The 17884-nt window shown below is 73.1% G+C and carries 16 protein-coding genes; 11 read left to right on the plus strand and 5 right to left on the minus strand.

The window, feature by feature from the left end; genetic code table 11:
- The first annotated feature begins 58 nt into the window (after positions 1 to 58).
- Positions 59 to 502, plus strand: coding sequence for a hypothetical protein (locus tag DWV08_RS02160; RefSeq protein ID WP_162801478.1), 444 nt, complete (start codon positions 59 to 61; stop codon positions 500 to 502).
- A 118-nt stretch (positions 503 to 620) separates the two neighbouring features.
- Complete coding sequence (locus DWV08_RS02165; protein WP_162801479.1) at positions 621 to 1061, plus strand: hypothetical protein; 441 nt, start codon at positions 621 to 623, stop codon at positions 1059 to 1061.
- Between the two features lie 64 nt (positions 1062 to 1125).
- On the opposite strand, the gene DWV08_RS02170 is transcribed toward DWV08_RS02165, so the two are convergent.
- Together DWV08_RS02170 and DWV08_RS02175 are read right to left on the minus strand one after the other, a co-directional pair.
- A complete protein-coding gene (locus DWV08_RS02170; protein WP_115412297.1) occupies positions 1126 to 2676 on the minus strand; it encodes a WXG100 family type VII secretion target in 1551 nt (516 codons plus the stop codon).
- Positions 2673 to 3455, minus strand: a complete 783-nt coding sequence (locus DWV08_RS02175) for a hypothetical protein (protein ID WP_115412298.1) — start codon at positions 3453 to 3455, stop codon at positions 2673 to 2675. The genes DWV08_RS02170 and DWV08_RS02175 overlap by 4 nt, the downstream gene beginning before the upstream one ends.
- 267 nt (positions 3456 to 3722) lie before the next feature.
- Here DWV08_RS02175 and DWV08_RS02180 point away from each other — a divergent pair, with 267 nt between their 5' ends.
- From DWV08_RS02180 to DWV08_RS17260, 8 genes are all read left to right on the plus strand, one after another.
- Complete coding sequence (locus DWV08_RS02180) at positions 3723 to 5069, plus strand: bifunctional folylpolyglutamate synthase/dihydrofolate synthase (RefSeq protein ID WP_115414873.1); 1347 nt, start codon at positions 3723 to 3725, stop codon at positions 5067 to 5069.
- Positions 5070 to 5071: 2 nt separating this feature from the next.
- On the plus strand, positions 5072 to 5482 hold the full coding sequence (locus tag DWV08_RS02185) for a DUF4233 domain-containing protein (protein WP_115412299.1): 411 nt from the start codon (positions 5072 to 5074) through the stop codon (positions 5480 to 5482).
- 52 nt (positions 5483 to 5534) lie between these two features.
- Positions 5535 to 5960, plus strand: coding sequence for a nucleoside-diphosphate kinase (gene ndk, locus DWV08_RS02190; protein WP_115412300.1), 426 nt, complete (start codon positions 5535 to 5537; stop codon positions 5958 to 5960).
- An 81-nt stretch (positions 5961 to 6041) separates the two neighbouring features.
- Positions 6042 to 6197, plus strand: coding sequence for a hypothetical protein (locus DWV08_RS16695; protein ID WP_162801480.1), 156 nt, complete (start codon positions 6042 to 6044; stop codon positions 6195 to 6197).
- A 144-nt stretch (positions 6198 to 6341) separates the two neighbouring features.
- On the plus strand, positions 6342 to 7967 hold the full coding sequence (ftsY, locus tag DWV08_RS02195) for a signal recognition particle-docking protein FtsY (RefSeq protein WP_115412301.1): 1626 nt from the start codon (positions 6342 to 6344) through the stop codon (positions 7965 to 7967).
- 223 nt (positions 7968 to 8190) lie between these two features.
- A complete protein-coding gene (locus DWV08_RS02200) occupies positions 8191 to 9573 on the plus strand; it encodes an ammonium transporter (RefSeq protein WP_115412302.1) in 1383 nt (460 codons plus the stop codon).
- Positions 9570 to 9908 (plus strand): P-II family nitrogen regulator, encoded by a 339-nt coding sequence (locus DWV08_RS02205; RefSeq protein ID WP_115412303.1) that lies wholly within the window; start codon positions 9570 to 9572, stop codon positions 9906 to 9908. The genes DWV08_RS02200 and DWV08_RS02205 overlap by 4 nt, the downstream gene beginning before the upstream one ends.
- On the plus strand, positions 9898 to 12243 hold the full coding sequence (locus DWV08_RS17260) for a [protein-PII] uridylyltransferase family protein (protein ID WP_115412304.1): 2346 nt from the start codon (positions 9898 to 9900) through the stop codon (positions 12241 to 12243). Before DWV08_RS02205 ends, DWV08_RS17260 begins: the two co-directional genes overlap by 11 nt.
- A gap of 110 nt (positions 12244 to 12353) precedes the next feature.
- On the opposite strand, the gene DWV08_RS02215 is transcribed toward DWV08_RS17260, so the two are convergent.
- The 3 genes from DWV08_RS02215 to DWV08_RS02225 all read right to left on the minus strand — a co-directional run bounded on the left by DWV08_RS02215 (position 12354) and on the right by DWV08_RS02225 (position 15502).
- Positions 12354 to 13385: a methionine synthase gene (locus DWV08_RS02215; protein WP_115412305.1), complete on the minus strand. Its 1032-nt coding sequence runs from the start codon at positions 13383 to 13385 to the stop codon at positions 12354 to 12356.
- Entirely contained in the window at positions 13382 to 14398 is a 1017-nt protein-coding gene (locus DWV08_RS02220) for a putative oxygenase MesX (RefSeq protein WP_115414874.1), read from the minus strand. Before DWV08_RS02220 ends, DWV08_RS02215 begins: the two co-directional genes overlap by 4 nt.
- Positions 14399 to 14539: 141 nt before the next feature.
- Entirely contained in the window at positions 14540 to 15502 is a 963-nt protein-coding gene (locus DWV08_RS02225) for a LysR family transcriptional regulator (RefSeq protein ID WP_115412306.1), read from the minus strand.
- Positions 15503 to 15769: 267 nt separating this feature from the next.
- Between DWV08_RS02225 and ffh the strand changes: the two genes are divergently transcribed.
- Entirely contained in the window at positions 15770 to 17398 is a 1629-nt protein-coding gene (gene ffh, locus DWV08_RS02230; RefSeq protein WP_115412307.1) for a signal recognition particle protein, read from the plus strand.
- The last annotated feature ends 486 nt before the right edge of the window (positions 17399 to 17884 follow it).

Raw genomic sequence — 17884 nt, forward strand, 5'->3', positions numbered from 1 at the left:
GCCGCGGGACCCTGGACATGGCATGCTCGGACCCGAGCCGACCGATGAGGGGATGAGCATGGTGAGCAGACGCGGAGCACTGGGAGGCGCCGCCGCCGCGGCGGCGATGATGCTGAGCGGCTGCGGGCTGAGCGGCAAGGACGTCTCTGCCGAGGCGCAGGAGGCGGCCGCCGCGGTGGACGGCGTGACCTCCGCCGTGCTCGAGCAGAAGCTCGGCTCGCGCTTCCAGAGCCTCCTGCGCGGCCGCCTCGCGATCGCGGAGTCCGGGCACGAGGCCGGGCTCGCCGTGTACGACGAGGCGATGCGCGCCGTCGTCACCGTGATCCATGACCGCCTCGACGACGAGACCGCGCGGCGCATGCAGGTCGGAGGGATCATCGGGGTGCTCACCGAGAGGGCGGAGCTCGACGCCCTCGACCTCGACCCCGATATGCCGGTCGAGGACCCGCGCCTGGACCGGGTGAGCGCCGGTGCCTTCTACGCCCGCTACGGCCTGGGCTGAGCGCCCGCCCCTGAGAGGGGTCTCGTCTCCGTCCACGTCCACAGGCAGCCCGTCCCACGGGCCGCGGGATCCTGGACATGGCATGCTCGGACCCAAGCCGACCGATGAGGGGATGAGCATGGTGAGCAGACGCGGACTTCTGGGTGGTGCCGCCGCTCTGGCGGCAGCGCTGAGCGGCTGCTCGCTGCGAGGGAAGGATGTCTCCGCCGACGCTCAGAAGGCCGCCGAAGCGGTGGACGGGGTCTCCTCCGTCGCCCTCGAGCAGAGGGCGGGCGCGAACTTCGAACGGCTGCTGAACGGCCGCATCGAGATCGCCGAGGAGGACCGTGCCACGGGGATCGCCGTGTACGACGACGCGATGCGAGTCATCGTGACCGTCATCCACGACCGTCTCGATGACTCGGAGGCGCGATCGCTGCGGGTCGGCGGCATCATGGCGGAGCTCGCCGACGGGACGGAGCTCGATGTCTTCGTGCTCGATCCCGACACCCCGGGGGAGGACCCGCGCCTGGACCAGGTGCACGCCGGCGCCTTCTACGGGAGGTACGGGCTGACCTGAGTCAGGGCTCGGCGTCTGTGCGAGCAGGGGGCGTGGACGGTCGATGTGCGGGCCGACGCGGTGCTCAGGCCGGTCCGCGACCGACGGTCACCACCTGCGAGCGGGAGACGTACGTCCCCTCCCCGAGGTACACGCCGGTGAGGTCGTCCTGGAGCGCGGAGAGCGTGGGATCGGACGCGGTCGCCCGCTGGACCGAGCCGGCATAGCCGCCGGAAGGATCCTTGCCGGGCCCCACCGAGTCGTGGTTCGCCTCGAGCACCGGCACCGGGTTCCAGCCAGTCCCCGGATACGGGTCCAGGGTGACCTCGTGACGGTTCGGTGCGCTGAGCGTCCCACCATCGATCTGGAGCCCCTGCAGATCGGTGGTGGCGATCAGATCGCCCCCGAAGCCGCCGCGGCCGATCGACGCCTCGTGGTTGACGTTGATGGATTCCGTCGTCCCCTGCGCGGGGACGACGGTCTGCACCGGCGAGCCCACGGAGAAGGTGTGGGTGATGTTGTAGCTGCCCGGCTCCCCGCTGCGGGAGTTGACGCCGGGGTCGGCGGCGAGCTGGTTCGCGACGATCCCGCCCTGTGAGTGGCCCACGATCATCACGTCCGCGCCCGGGGGGATGCCCGCCGCCTCCATCGCGGCACGCACATCGTCGATCGCGGCGGGATCCTGCCCGGCGACCAGGCGCAGGTTCGATCCCCAGTCGCGGGAGTTGCCCTGCCCGCCGTAGGCGCCCGGGACGTCGTAGATGTCGGCCCCCTCGGTGGGCGGCACCTGCACGATGTACGCGGGGTCCCCGCCGCCGGCGCGCTGGACCTCCTGAACGCCGATCTGTCCGTGCTCCAAGGGGCCGCCGAGGTTCTCCATGCGCAGGGCGTCGTTGTCGAGGATCAGGTCCTGCAGGGTCTGCGGGCTCCGTGCGGGGGCGTCGTCGGTGCGCACCGACTCCACGATCCCGCCGGGGCGGTCGTCCAGCAGCGGTGTGTCCTCGCCGGTGACCGCCTCGTAGATGCCGACGCCGGCCGAGCCGGCCGTGAGCAGTCCGGCCGCGCCCACCTCGGCGATCGTCGGGACCCGCTCACCGGTGACCCAGTCCTCCAGGATGCCCCCGAAGTGACCGGCGTCCCGCTGGAACTGCGCGATCCCGTCAGTGTTCACGCCGAACAGGCCCAGCCCGCCCTCGAGCACGTCGATACCGGTGTCGACGCCCCAGCCGATGCTGTCCGAGATCAGCCCGGCGAGATCCGAGGCGACACCCTCGAGCGGCTCCTCGAGCCAGTTCGGCAGCCAGGGGTTGTCCTCGTGGAGGTACCCGTCACCGTTCCCGGACCCGCCGCCCGCGCCCGGGGCGCCGTCCGCGGACGAGGCGGCATCCTGCTCGTCCGCGTCGGCGAGAGCCTCGTCACTCAGCGCACGCAGGTCCGTGCACAGCCCCTCGAGCCGCTGCGCGGCGAGGGACGTCCAGCGGTCGCGGAACTGCTCGGCGTCCGCGCCCGTCCACGCCGCGGAGTGCACCGCGGTGCTCAGGCGGGAGGTGAGGTGCTCGACCTCCCCGGAGGCTGTGCGCAGACGGTCGGCGTGTGCGCGCACCTGGTCGGTGTCCATCCCCCAGAACGCGGTCATCGCGCACCTCCCGGCGTGGAGGTCTCGGCGGCGAAGCGGAGCCCCTGCTCGAGGATCGGCAGGAGCGTGCCGAGCACGTCGCCTCCGCCCACGGGACGGACCGTCAGGGGCTCGCTTCCCGGAGCGTCCATCCGGTACATGCCGCTGCGGCCGGTCACCCACAGGCGGGACCAGGACACCGGCGCCTCCGCCACCTGCCGATCCGGGTCGTGGAGGCTCAGGGAGAGGGAGAGTCGGGGCCCGGCCGCGGTGAGCGCATCCTGCAGTGCGGGGTCGAGTCCGGGCAGCGTCGCGAGGGCTTCCTCGGCGGGCACGCCGTCCGCCAGCGCGGCCTGCGCGAGACGGGTCTGCTCCGGGGTCAGCCGCAGTGCGTCGTCGTCGGCGATCTCGAGCCGGGCCGGGGCGAGGTCGATCCCGGACTCCTCGAGCAGGTCGGCGACCGTCGTGGGCACCTCGGCGACCTCGAGCTCGGTCCAGCGGGAGGCGTCGTCGTCCTCGGCCCTCTCCACGGTCGCGCCGGCGGGGTCCAGGCCGATCCGCAGGCGCCGGGTCCGCTCCCCGGCGGTCACCGCCACGACCAGCAGCGCGGGGGCGGTGAGCTGGCGCCGCACGAGGTCGGCACCATCCGCGCCGGTCGACTCCACCGCAGGGGAGCGGGGCGGGGGCGCGCCGGCATCGTCCACCAGCGCCCGGTAGACAGGGTTCCAGGGCGCGGTCGCTCCCGGGCCGTCGCCCACCCACTGCGCCGCGCGCTGCACGGTCGCGATCACCTCGGCCATCGCCGCCCCTCCTCCGCTCATGACCCCGTCGGTCGTCAATCCTGCCCTCGAGGCTATGCGCCAGGTCACAGGGAGGCGATGGGGACTTCTGCCCATGGGGACGGAGCCGGGGTGGGGAGGAACGGTCACAGCCTCCCCTCGTACACTGGGCCCGCCCACCGCACTCCCGCCCGCCGCGCCTCCGTTCACCGCGGCAGGCCCGCCGCCATCCCGCCGCCGTCCCCACCCCGCCGAGGAGCCCCTGTGCCGCGTCCCATCCGCCAGACCATGTCGCCCGAGCTGCGCGAGGTCTACGCGGCGCTCCTCGAGCGCGCGCCCGAGAACCGGATCGAGCCGGACCTCTCGCGGATCCAGCGCGTGATGGAGCTGATGGGGGATCCGCAGAACTCCTACCGCTCGATCCGGATCGCGGGCACCAACGGCAAGACCACCACCGCCCGGATCCTGGAGCGCATCCTGCGCGAGGCGGGCCTGCGCACCGGCCGCACCACCAGTCCGCACCTGCGCTCCCCGGTGGAGCGCATCGCGATCGACGGCGCCTCGATCGACGAGGAGGGCTTCCTGCAGGCCTACCGGGACGTGGAGCCCTTCGCGGCGATCGTCGACGCCGAGCAGGAGGCCGCCGGGGGAGTGCGGCTCACCTATTTCGAGTACCTCACCGCGATGGCCTTCCAGGCCTTCGCCTCCGCCCCGGTGGACGTGGCCGTGGTGGAGACAGGACTGGGCGGCACCTGGGACGCCACCGGCGCCGTGGCGCCGGACGTCGCCGTGATCACCCCGATCTCCCTGGACCACCAGGACTACCTCGGCGACACCATCGCCGAGATCGCCGGGGAGAAGGCCGGGATCCTCACCGCGGACGCCACCGCGATCCTCGCCTCCCAGCCCTACGAGGATGCCGCCGACGTGCTGCGCGAGCGGATCACCGAGCTCGGCATCGAGGCCGCGATCGAGGACCAGCAGATCGGGGTGCTGGCCCGCACCCCGGGCGTGGGCGGTCAGATGCTCAGCCTGCAGGGCATCGCCGGGCGCTACGAGGAGGTGTTCCTCTCCCTGCTCGGCGAGCACCAGGCCCGCAACGCCCTGCTCGCCCTCGCCGCCGCGGAGGCGCTGCTGGGGGACGGCAGCACGCCCCTGGACCAGGAGATGCTCGGCGCCGCGCTGTCCACGATCACCTCGCCGGGCCGCGCCGAGGTGGTGCGCCAGGCGCCGACGATGCTGGTCGACGCCGCCCACAACCCCGCCGGCGCCCTCACCCTGGTCGAGACGGTGCGGGAGAACTTCCGCTTCACCCGCACCGTGGGCCTGGTGGGCATCCTGCAGGACAAGGACGCCGCCGAGATCCTCGAGGTGCTCGAACCGCTGCTGGACAGCGTGGTGATCACCCAGTCCGGCTCCCCCCGGGCGATCTCCGCGGACCGCCTGGCGGACCTCGCCCGTGACGTCTTCGAGGACGAGGACCGCGTGCTGGAGCAGGCCTCCCTGCCCGATGCGATCCAGGCCGCGGTGGACCTCGCCGAGTCCGAGGGCGATCAGTTCGGCGGCGTGGTGGTCGCCGGCTCGGTGACCCTCGCGGCCGAGGTGCGCGACCTGCTGGGCCTGGAGGAGGACTGACCATGGACCTGGACCTCGCCCCCTCGCCCCGCCCCCACGGCGCGCAGCGCATGTTCTGCGCCACGATCCTGGTGATCGAGGCGTTCGTGGTGTTCTTCGCCGTCCTCGCCGCCCACCAGCTGGTCCCCGAGGACCGCGTGCTCACCTGGGTGTGGGGCCTGCTCACCGTGCTCGCGCTGCTGGGCTGCTCCGGCATGCTGCGACGCGGGGCGTGGCCGTACTGGCTCGGCATGGTGCTGCAGCTGCCAGTGATCCTGCTGGGACTGCAGGTCACGGCCATGTGGGTGGTGGGAGCCGGCTTCGCCGCCCTCTATGCCTACAGCACCTTCAAGGGCCATCAGCTGGACCGGGAGAAGGATGCGGTGGACGCGGAGGTGCTGCGCGCCCGCGAGCAGGAGGGTCCAGCCGCCTGAACGGCCCGGACGGCCCGTTCGAGCGCCCCGGAACCGTGGGTACCCTGGGGGCATGACTGCACAGCGCACACTCGTCCTGCTCAAGCCCGACGCCGTTCAGCGCGGCCTGCGCGGGGAGATCCTCCGCCGCCTCGAGGCGAAGGGGTACGGCATCGTCGCCCTCGCCCAGCGCACCGCCACGGCAGAGGAGCTCGCCGCCCACTACGCCGAGCACGAGGGCAAGCCGTTCTACCCCGGCCTCGTGGAGTACATGAGCGCCTCCCCGCTGGTGGCGATCGTCGCCGAGGGCGTGAACGTGATCCCCGGCTTCCGCTCCCTGGCCGGCGCCACCAACCCCACCGAGGCCGCGCCCGGCACCATCCGCGGCGACCTCGCCTGCGAGCAGGACCTCCCCGTCATCCAGAACCTCGTGCACGGCTCGGACTCCGAGGAGTCCGCCGCGCGCGAGATCGCCATCTGGTTCCCCGAGCTCGGCTGAGCCCACCCCGTCCCGGCCGGGAGCTGCGCGGTCGCCCCACGCCACCGCGCGGCCCCGGCCGCCGAGTGCAGAAGAAGGATCATGGATCTGCCCTTCGTCGTCTTCGCCTTCCTGTTCCTGGCCGTGCTGCTGGCCGGCGGGATCCTGGTCGCCGTCGCGCTCCCGCGGCTGCGAGGCTCGGACGAGGAGGAGCGTTCGGCGGAGGACCGCCGGCACACCTCGCGCACGAAGCGCTGAGTCCGGCGACCGCCCCCGCGCCCGGCGGGCCGAGGCCCCGCACCGCCGGCGCATGCGCGCTCGACTCGGACGAGTCCGAAAACCTGCCTAGACTGGCAGCTGTCCTCGCCGCATCGTCGGCTTCCCCGACCTCGGAGGTGACCCGTGGATCCCGATGCCCTACTCGCAGTGATCGCCGGCGGCGGCGGTGGCGTCCTCATCATCGGCGCCGGTGCCTGGGCCTACATCCGCAGCCGGGGTCGCAAGGGCTCCTCGGACGGCTCGGCGCCCCGCGGCGACGCCCCCGCCGAGGGCTCGGAGACCGGGGCGGGCGCTCAGCGCACCGCGACCGCCGTCAAGGAGCGCCCGGCGGCCCCCACCTGGGCCGACACCCTTTCCGCGCCCGCACCGCCGAAGGGGGCCGCGACCGACGCGCCGTCCGTGCAGAGCGCGCCGACGGACTCCGACGCCGAGACGGCCGCGGTCGAGGACGCTCCCGCCGCCACCGCGGCACCGGTCGACTCCGCCACCGCCGCGCCGTCGGCCCCCGAGGCCCCGCCCGCCGCCCCGGCCGACGAGCCCTTCGACCAGGAGACGGCGCCGGAGACCGGCGTGGTCGAGGGCGGACAGGACGCCGAGCAGGACGCGGCCCCCGACACGACGGCCCCCGCCGAGGAGGCGCCGACCGCGCCGACCTCGCCCGCCGCCCCCGCCGAGCCCGCACCGTCGGAGCCGGCTCCGGAGCAGGAGACCTCCGCCGCCCCGTCCGAGGCGCCGAGCGCCGAGCAGGAGACCGTCGACGCGGCCCCGGCGCCGTCGGCCGCCCCCGCGGTGGAGACCCCCGAGGCCCCCGGCGACCGGATGGTCCGCCTGCGCGAGCGGCTCTCCCGGTCCGGCGCACTCGGCCGCGGCATCCTCACGCTGCTCACCCGCGGCAGCCTCGACGAGGACACCTGGGACGAGATCGAGGAGACGCTGCTGATGGCGGACCTCGGCCCCGACGCCACCGACGAGATGCTCGAGAACCTCCGCCGCCGCCTCCAGGTGCTCGGCACCGACGATCCCGCCGCGGTCCGCGACGCGCTGCGCGAGGAGCTCGTCGCTCTCGTGGACCCGACCCTCGACCGCCGCCTGGCCGCCACCCGGCGCGAAGCGCCCGACGGCACCGAGGTGCCCTCCGTGCTGCTGATGGTGGGCGTGAACGGCACCGGCAAGACCACCACCGTCGGCAAGCTCGCCCGCGTGCTGGTCGCCGCGGAGCGCAGCGTGGTGCTGGGCGCGGCGGACACCTTCCGCGCCGCCGCCGCGGAGCAGCTGACCACCTGGGGCTCCCGGGTGGGGGTGGACACCGTCCGCGCCGACCGCGAGGGCGCCGATCCCGCCGCCGTCGCCTTCGACGCGGTGAAGGAGGGCATCGAGCAGCAGGTGGACGTGGTCATCATCGACACCGCCGGCCGCCTGCAGAACAAGAAGGGCCTGATGGACGAGCTCGGCAAGGTGCGCCGGGTCGCCGAGAAGGGCCTGCACGGCGACGAGGTGGCCGAGGTGCTCCTGGTCATCGACGCCACCACCGGGCAGAACGGCATGCAGCAGGCGCGCGTGTTCTCCGAGGCCGTGAACGTCACCGGCATCGTGCTCACCAAGCTCGACGGCACCGCCAAGGGCGGGATCGTGGTCAACGTGCAGCGCGAGCTCGGCGTGCCGGTGAAGATGGTGGGCCTGGGGGAGGGGATGGACGACCTCACCCCCTTCGATCCCCACGGCTTCGTGGACGCGCTGCTGGAGGCGTGAGCAGGCACCGATCGGCCCGGAGGAGCCCCCGTCGCGCGACGGGGGCTCCTCCGCTCCCGGTGCCGTCCACGCCACGGGACGGCACATCACGGAACGATCACGGGCCCCCTCCGCGCTAGGTGAGGACGGTCGGCGACCGCACGATGAGGCCACGGCCCGCACGGCCGTTCGGCCCGGGACGGAGCGACCGACCGCGGCCGGCCCCTCTCACCCAGGAGCCGACATGGAGCCTTTCGAACTCGACACCGGAGCGACGGCCTGGATCCTGACCAGCGCCGCCCTGGTGCTGCTCATGACCCCGGGCCTGTCCCTGTTCTACGGCGGCATGGTTCGCGCCCGCACGGTGCTGAACATGATGCTGATGTCCTTCTCGGCGATGGCCGTGGTCGCCATCGCCTGGACCGTGGCCGGCTACTCGCTGGCCTTCGGATCCGACGTCGGCCTGCTGTTCGGCAACCCGATGGACTTCCTCGGCCTGGCCGGCACCGATGAGGACTCCATCCTCGCCGGCAGCGGCGTGCCGTTCCTGGTCGCCGCGGGCTTCCAGATGACCTTCGCGATCATCTCCACCGCCCTCATCTCCGGCGCCATCGCCGACCGCGTCAAGCTCGGCACCTGGCTGGTCTTCGCCGCCGTGTGGGTGCTGGTGGTCTACTCGCCGCTGGCCCACATGGTCTGGGGCGGCGGTCTGCTCAGCGGCGACGGCCCCTTCGCCGCGATCGCCGAGCCGGTCGACTTCGCCGGCGGCACCGTCGTGCACATCAACGCCGGCATCGCCGGTCTGGTGCTCGCGCTCGTGGTCGGCGCCCGCAAGGGCTTCGGCAAGGAGCCGATGAAGCCCCACAACCTCCCCCTGGTGATGCTCGGCGCGGCCCTGCTGTGGTTCGGCTGGTTCGGCTTCAACGCCGGCAGCGCCGGCACCGCGGACAGCACCGCGGGCCTGGCCTGGGTCAACACCACCGTCGCCACCGCCGGTGCGATGCTCGGCTGGGCCCTGGTGGAGAAGATCCGCGACTCGCACGTCACCTCGCTCGGCATGGCCTCCGGCGTGGTCGCCGGTCTGGTCGCGATCACCCCGGCCGCCGCCGCGCTCACCCCGATCACCTCGATCATCCTGGGCCTCGCCGCGGGCGTCGCCTGCGCCTTCGCCGTCAGCCTCAAGCACCGCTTCGGCATCGACGACTCCCTCGACGTGGTGGGCGTGCACCTGGTGGGCGGCCTCGTGGGCACCATCGGCATCGGCTTCCTCGCCGCCGAGGGCGGCCTCTTCCTGGGCGGCGGCGTCGCGCTGCTGGGCGTGCAGATCCTGGTGGCCGTGGCCGCGATGGTGATCTCCGGCGTGCTCACCGCCGTGATCGCCCTGGTCCTCAAGGCGACCATGGGCTGGCGGATCCCGGAGGCCGACGAGCGCGCCGGGATCGACATCACCCACCACGCCGAGGCCGGATACGATCTGGGAGGTGCACTCTCCGCCCGCCGTGAGCGCACGCCCCTCGCCCAGTCGGTGACGCCCTCCGCACCGGACGGCGAGCCGCGCAACTCGCTCCCGACCGACTCCGAGGCGCCCGCCGCCGCCAGCCCCGCCGTGACAGGAGAGACCCGATGAAGCTCATCACCGCGATCATCCAGCCCCACGCCCTGCAGGGCGTCGCCGACTCCCTGCGCGAGTACGGCGTCACCGGCCTCACCGTCACCGAGGCGGCCGGGTTCGGCCGGCAGGGCGGGCACACCGAGGTCTACCGCGGCGCCGAGTACCGCATCGACACCATCCCGAAGCTGAAGCTCGAGATCCTCGCCCGCGAGGAGGACGAGGAGGCGCTCGTCGATCTGATCGTCGCCGCCGCCCGCACCGGCAGGATCGGCGACGGCAAGGTGTGGAGCAGCGACGTCGGCACCGTGATCCGCGTCCGCACCGGGGAACGGGGGGCGGATGCCCTCTGAGGCACTGTCCGCACGACGGATCACGCAGGTCCTCCACGAGGGCTTCGCCGATCCCAGCGTCGGCCCCTCCCGCCGCCGCGCCCAGTCCGACCTCGTCGACGACTGGCTGCGCGAGCTGTGGGGGAGGGCCGACGCCCCCGTGTCGGGGGCGGCGCTCGCAGCGATCGGCTCCCTGGGACGACGCTCCCTGGGGCCCGCCAGCGACCTCGACCTGGTGCTGCTGCTCGATCCGGAGCAGGTGGACGCCGCGACCGCCGAGCAGATCGCCACCGCCCTGTGGTACCCGATCTGGGACTCCGGCACCTCGCTGGACCACTCCGTGCGCAGCCCGCAGGAGTGCGCCGAGGTGGCCGCGAAGGACCTGCGCGTGGCGATCTCGCTGCTGGACCTGCGCCCGATCGCCGGGGACGAGCAGCTGGTCTCCGAGGCGGCCGGGCACGTGCGCGCCCAGTGGCGCCGCGAGGCGCGCCGGCGCGTGAAGGAGCTCGCGGACCTCGCCACCGACCGCGACCGCCGCTACGGCTCCCTCGCCCACTCCTCGGAGCCGAACCTGAAGTCCGACCGCGGCGGCCTGCGGGACATCACGGTGATCCGCGCGCTCGCCGAGAGCTGGCTGGCGGACCACGACCACGCCGTGGTCGACGCCGCCGCGACCGCGCTGCGTGACGCCCGTGACGCGCTGCAGGCCGTGACCGGTTCCTCCGGCACCCGGCTGCGGCGCGCGGACCAGGACTCCGTCGCCGCCCTCACCGGGCACGCCACCGCCGACGACCACCACGCCGTGCTCGCCGAGGCCTCCCGCGCCGTGCTCTGGGAGCTGCATCGTGCGGTGCGCGCCGCCGAGGCGGGGCTCGCCCCCGGCGGCTCCGCCACCCGCGGTGCCGGCGCGGACCGCCGCCCCGCCCTGCAGCGCCACGCCCACGGGGTGCTGGTGCAGGCCGGGGAGATCTCCGTGGATCCCGCCTCCGAGGACCCGCTGCGCGACCTCGCCGCGATCCGCCACGCCACCACCACCGGCCTGCCGCTGTCCACCGCGACGCTGGCGCGCCTGGCGCAGGCGACCGTCGGGCCGCTGCGTCCCTCCCAGCGCGACGTGCTCATCGACGCGCTGGCCGGCGAGCACCTCGCGGACACCTACGAGGCGCTGGACATCAAGGGGATCGTGGCCCGGTGGGTGCCGGGCTGGGAGGCCATCCGCAACCGGCCCCAGCGCTCGGCCGTGCACCGCTTCACCGTGGACCGCCACCAGATCGAGACGGTGCTCGAGGCGCAGCGCCTGCTGCCGAAGGTGAGCCGCCCCGACCTGCTGCTGCTCACCGCGCTGCTGCACGACCTGGGCAAGCGCGCCGACGCCCGCGACCATGCCGTCGAAGGGGCGCCCCTGGCCGAGGCCGCCGCCCTCCACCTGGGGGTCGAGCCCGAGGACGCCCGGACCATCGCCAGGCTGGTGCGCGAGCACCTCACCCTGGTGGACCTCGCCACCGGCCGCGACCTCGCCGACCCCGCCACCCTGCGGGAGCTGCTCACCGCGGTGGGGGAGGACCTCGACACCCTCGAACTGTTGCGCGCCCTCACCGAGGCGGATGCGATCGCGGCGGGCCCTGCGGCCTGGTCCACCTGGCGCGCCGACCTCGTGGACCACCTCACCGGGCTCGCCCGCACCGCCCTCAGCGGCACCGCCCCGGCGCCCCGCCTGCGCCTGGCCCCCCAGCGCTCGGCGCAGGAGGCGGTGCTCGGCGCCGTGCGGCGCAGCGGCGGGGCCCAGGTGCTCTACCCCGCCCCGCTGGACGCCGAACCGATCTCCCAGATCTGCCTGGGCGCTCCGGACGGCGAGGGGGTGTTCGCCGCGATGGCCCGCGTGCTGGTGCGGCAGCGCCTGGACGTGCACAGCGCCGTCGTCTCCACCCTCGACGGGGTGGCTGTCAACACCTGGTGGGTGGCCGTCGCCCCCGCGGATCTCCCGCACCCCTCGGTGCTGCGCACCGCGCTGGAGCGGGAGCTCGCCCACCGTGACCGCGCCGATGCCCGCGTTCTCGAGCTGCCGCCGGCGGCGCCGCCGCGCACCACCGAGGACACCCCCGTGGTGACCCTCCTGCCCGGTGCCTCCTCGGAGGCGACCGTGGTGCAGGTCAACGCCCGCAACCGCCCCAGTCTGCTGGCCGACGTGGCCCAGGCGATCGCCCTGCACGGCATCCAGGTGCGCAGCGCTCACGTGATGACCCTGGGCCGCCGGGCCGTGGACGTGCTGTACCTCACCGACGGGCACGGCCGGGAGCTCGACCCGCCCTCGACGGGCCGCATCGTCGCCGCACTGATGGAGGCCGCCGAGACCTGAGGGCGCCGCCCGCACGGCGCGCCGTTCGGGCGTCGTGCCGCTCAGACGTCGTGCCGACCGACCCCGGAACCCGTCGGACGCCGTGCTGAGCGCACGGTGTCCCCAGGAGCTCAGCTCCCGGAGAGCTCGGCCCGCAGCAGTTCCGTCCCGGCGACGAGCGCGCGCATCTTGCCCTGCGCGACGGTGCGCGCCAGCGGCGCCATGCCGCAGTTCGTGCTCGGGCGGAGCAGGTCCGCATCCACGACGTCGAGCGCGGCGCGCAGTGTGTCGGCGACCTCCTGCGGGGTCTCGATCCTGGGGTCCGCGACGTCGATCGCTCCGAGCATCACCGTCTTGCCCCGCAGCAGCTCGACGAGCTCGACGGGGACCCGGGATCCGCGGCTCTCCAGGGAGACCGTGTCGATGCTTGAGGCCCGCAGCAGCGGGAAGGTCTCCTCGTACTGCCGCCACTGCGGCCCGAGGGTCGCCTTCCAGTCGGTGTTGGCCTTGATGCCGTAGCCGTAGCAGATGTGCACGACCGTCTCGGCGCGGAGCCCCTCGGCCGCCCGCTCGAGGACCTCCACCCCCCAGCTGCGCACGTCGTCGAGGAAGACGTTGAAAGCGGGCTCGTCGAACTGGATGATGTCCACTCCCGCCGCCTCGAGCTCCCGGGCCTCCTGGTTGAGGATGGCCGCGAACTCCCGGGCGAGCTCCTCGCGGCTGCCGTAGTGCGCGTCGTGGAGCGTGTCGATCATGGTCATGGGGCCGGGCAGGGCCCACTTGAGGGGCCGGTCGGTCAGTGCGCGCAGGGTCGCCGCGTCGTCGACGAAGACGGGACGCTCGCGACCCACCGGCCCGACGACCGTGGGGACGCTCGCGTCGTAGCGGTCGCGGATGCGCACGGTCTCCCGCCGTGCGAAGTCGACGCCGCTGAGGTGCTCGATGAAGGTGGTGACGAAGTGCTGGCGGGTCTGCTCTCCGTCGGCGATGATGTCGAGGCCGGCGAGCGCCTGTTCGGCGGCGGCCAGGTGCAGCGCATCGCGTCGGCCCTCGTCCAGCTCCGCGCCCTCGAGCTTCCACGGGGACCACAGCGTCTCGGGCTCGGCGAGCCACGAGGGCTTGGGGAGGCTGCCGACGATCGAGGTGGGCAGGAGGATGCTCATCGGGCGACCTCCTCGGCGAGCCACTGCTCAAGACGCTCCCCGTGAGGCACGAGGAGCCGCTCCTCGATGTACCGCCCCTGGGCCGCGCCGAGCCGGCTGCGCTCCTCGCGGTCGTACTCGATGCCCGTGTCGGCGTGGTCGGGGTTGTCCAGGCGCGGGCGGTAGACCTCCCCGGCGGGCTCGCGGGCGCTGTAGATCTCGGGGCGGTAGATCCTCTGGAACGTCTCCATGGTGGCGATCGTGCCGATGAGCGCCAGGTCGGTGTGGTCGGCCAGCAGGTCGCCCTCGAAGTAGAACGCCAGGGGGGCCGCGGCGCCGCGGGGCATGAAGCACCGCACCTGGAGCCCCATCTCCCCGAAGTAGCGGTCGGTGAGGGAGGAGCCGTCCGTGGCGTACTCGACCCCGAGCACGGGATGCGGTGCGCCGATCCGGCGGTAGACCCGGCTGGTCGAGACGCTGATGCAGACCACGGGCGGCCGGGCGAAGTGTTCGCGGTAGACGTCCGAGGCGAGGAAGCGGCGGAAGAGCCGCCCGTGCAGCGCACCGAAGTCCTCCGGCACCACGGGGCCGGGCCCCGAGGCGCCCGCGCCGGAGTCCGTGGCCGGCTGATGCGCGGGCAGGCGCACGCTGAAGTCGTGGTCGCGCACGTAGGAGGAGAAGTTGTTCCCGGTGATCCCCGGCAGACGGGCGCCGGTGGCGCGGTCCAGGATCTGCACGTCCAGCATCTCGATCAGCGGGATGCCTGCGTCGTCGGCGGCGGGCTCCTCGCCCTCGTCCGCGCTCGGGTGCAGCTCCGCGGAGACGATGTCGAGCTCCACGGCGTAGCGATCCTCGGTGCCCGCGAGCTCGTTCGCGCGGGCGGAGATCATCGTCAGCGCGCGCCGGAGGTTCTCGCGGCGGTCGTCCCCGCGGGCCAGATTGGCGAAGTTGGTGGTGATCCGCGAGCCGCTGTCCGGGACGTAGTCCTCGTCGAAGCGGGTCGTGCGGAGGCTGAAGGTGAAATCGGTCGTCATGGTGGCCTCGGTCGTCATGGTGGAGCGAGCCTACGCAGGAGGGTCCGCCATAGCCTCATCGGCGCACTGTGGCGCCTGGCATAGCAGCACTCTATGGCAGGTCCGGTCTTCAGGGGCCCGTGCGCCTCCCCGCGCGGTCCCTCAGGCGCGCTCTGCCAGGAGCTCGACCCCGAAGCCCGTGACCACCTCGCGCATCTCCGCGACGAAGCGCTCCGCCTGAGCGGTCAGCGGCACGGACGCACGCCCGATCCAGCCGATCTCGATGCGCTCGTCCACCTCGAGCGGAACGGCCACGATCGACGGGTCCAGGTCGTCGGAGACGATGCCGGTCGAGATCGTGTAGCCGTCCAGGCCGATCATCAGGTTGAAGATCGTGGCCCGGTCGCTGACCCGGATGTCCTGAGGCGCGGAGCGGGTCGAGAGGATCTCCTCGGCGAAGTAGAAGGAGTTGTCGGTCCCCTGGTCGAACGTGAGCCGGGGCAGGTGCTCGAGGTCCTCGAGGGTGACCAGTCGACGCGCGGCGAGCGGATTCGTCCGGGCGATGAAGATGTGCGGGCTCGCCAGGAACAGCGGCGTGAAGGAGAGCTCGGAGTCCCGCAGCAGCTTGTCGATGACCTTCCGGTTGAAGTCGCTGCGGTAGAGGATGCCGATCTCGCTGCGCAGCGTCCGCACGTCCTCGATGATGTCCGCGGTGCGGGTCTCGCGCAGCGTGAACGCGTACTCCGCGGCCCGCGAGGCCTTCACCATGCGCACGAACGCCTCCACCACGAAGGAGTAGTGCTGCGCGGAGACGGCCAACAGGCGGCGCGAGGGCGGGCGGCCCAGATAGTGGTGCTCGAGCAGCTCTGCCTGCTCGACCACCTGGCGGGCGTAGCCGAGGAACTCGACGCCGTCCTCGGTGAGCGCCGCTCCGCGCACCGAGCGGCGCAGCAGGGCGCGACCCACCCGGTGCTCGAGGTCCTTCATCGCCGCGGACATCGTCGGCTGGGACACGTGGAGCAGCTCCGCGGCCGCGGTGATGGACCCCTCCGCGGCGACTTCGACGAAGTACCGCAGCTGCTGCAATGTGATCCCGTGCGCCATCCCGACGCCCCCGCGTGCCATCGACGCAGGCTATCCCACCGTGCGGAGCTCTCGGGCGCTCGCCGCCCTCGGGATCGCCCGCAGCGCACCGCCGCGCGGCCGACGTGCTCCACCCGGGGGAACGGCGCGGCCGGGCCGCCGGCCGCACGGGGCCATGGACCGCGTCCGGGTCCGGGCCCTGCCACGCAGGGTGTCAGGTCTCTCCTGTGGGCCGCGCCGCCCGACCTCGGACCTCGGCGTCCGGCGCACTACACTGGGGCGGTCCGTTCGACCTAGGGGAAGCGCTTCGTGTTCAACAACCTCTCCGATCGCATCACAGCGTCGCTGAAGGGCCTGCGCGGCCACGGCCGCCTCAGCGAGGCGGACGTCGACAAGACGATCCGCGAGATCCGTCGTGCCCTGCTCGACGCCGACGTCGCCGTCGCCGTCGTCCGGGAGTTCACCGGCAGGGTCCGCGAGCGCGCCCTGGGCGAGGAGGTCTCCAAGGCCCTCAACCCCGCCCAGCAGGTCGTGAAGATCGTCAACGACGAGCTGGTGGAGGTGCTCGGCGGCGCCACCGGCGAGCTGCACTGGGCGAAGAACCCGCCCACCGTGATCATGCTCGCCGGCCTGCAGGGCGCGGGCAAGACCACCCTCGCTGGCAAGCTCGCGGCCTGGATGAAGTCCGAGGGCCACACCCCGCTGCTGGTCGCGGCCGATCTCCAGCGCCCCAACGCCGTGAACCAGCTGCAGATCGTGGGCGAGCGCGCCGGAGTGCCCGTCTTCGCCCCCGAGCCCGGCAACGGCGTGGGCGACCCCGTGCTGGTGGCGATGAACGGCGTCTCCACCGCCCAGTTCCAGCAGCACGACGTGGTGATCGTCGACACCGCCGGCCGCCTCGGCATCGACGAGGAGATGATGGAGCAGGCGCGGAACATCCGCGACGCAGTCACCCCTCACGAGACGCTGTTCGTGGTCGACGCGATGATCGGTCAGGACGCCGCACGGGTGGCCGAGGCCTTCCGCGACGGCGTGGGCTTCACCGGCGTGGTGCTCTCGAAGCTCGACGGCGACGCCCGGGGCGGCGCGGCCCTGTCCATCACCGGCGTCACCCAGCGCCCCATCCTGTTCGCCTCCACCGGTGAGGGCCTCGGCGACTTCGAGCGCTTCCACCCGGACCGCATGGCGAACCGCATCCTCGACATGGGCGACGTGCTCACCCTGATCGAGCAGGCGGAGAAGGCCTTCGACCAGGAGGAGGCGGAGAAGGCCGCCCAGAAGCTCGCCTCGGGGGAGGACTTCACCCTCGACGACTTCCTCAACCAGATGCAGCAGCTCAAGAACATGGGCAACATCAAGAAGATGCTCGGGATGCTGCCGAACATGGGCCAGTACCGCGAGGCGCTCGACAACTTCGACGAGTCCGAGATCGGGCGCATCGAGGCGATCATCCGCTCGATGACCCCGGCCGAGCGCAACAACCCCAAGATCATCAACGGCTCCCGCCGCAGCCGCATCGCCAAGGGCTCGGGCACCACGGTGCAGCAGATCAACCAGCTGCTGGAGCGCTTCACGCAGGCACAGCAGATGATGCGCACGATGGGCCGCGGCATGGCCGGCGGCGGCATGCCGGGCGGGGGCATGCCCGGCGGCGGCATGCCCGGGATGCCGGGCGGGCCCGGCATGGGCATGGGCAAGAAGTCCCGCGGCCGGCAGGCGCCGAAGAAGCCGGCCAAGAAGTCCCGGTCGAAGAACCCGGCGAAGGCCGCGCGCGAGGAGGCCGAGGCCGCCCGGCGTGCCGCCGAGCGCGCCCAGGGCAAGGGCAAGGGCACGGGCGGCTCCGCCTTCGGCGCCGGTGCCGGCGCGCAGGCGGATGCGGCCGACTTCGACCCAAGCCAGCTCCCGCCGGAGATGCAGAAGCTCCTGGGCGGCAAGTGAGCCGAGCGGGGGAGGGCGGGGGAGAGGCCGATAGGCTCTGCTCCGAGCAGCTCCGCCGGGCCAGCGGCTCGGCTCTGCCCCGTGGCTGGCACAGCTCGGTGCATCCACCCGAGTTGATCGACGGTCCGTGCCAGTTCCGGGTGGTTGATGGACGATAAGTGCCAGTTTTCTGGTACTTTTCGTCGATCAACTCGTGATCGAGGCAGTTCACCCCGGGCGCGAGGATGGCATGACAGTCCAGTGTCGTCCGCACCCCGTGGCGCACCCCGGCCCGCGCCACGCAGAGCACACCGGCCCGCCTCCCGCTCATCGTCCCGCTCCGCCGCCCCGACGAGCTCCCTCCCCATCTTGCGCTCGTCCACAGTCCTGCCGCGTTCCTGCGCCGCGACTCGTGCCATCGCTACCGTCCGGGCCACGGGACTGAGACCGGAGGAGCTCGAGCGCGGTGCCGTGTACCACCGGCACTGGCTCCTCGACCAGGGGATG

The organism is Brachybacterium saurashtrense (assembly GCF_003355475.1).
Classification (GTDB): Bacteria; Actinomycetota; Actinomycetes; order Actinomycetales; family Dermabacteraceae; genus Brachybacterium; species Brachybacterium saurashtrense.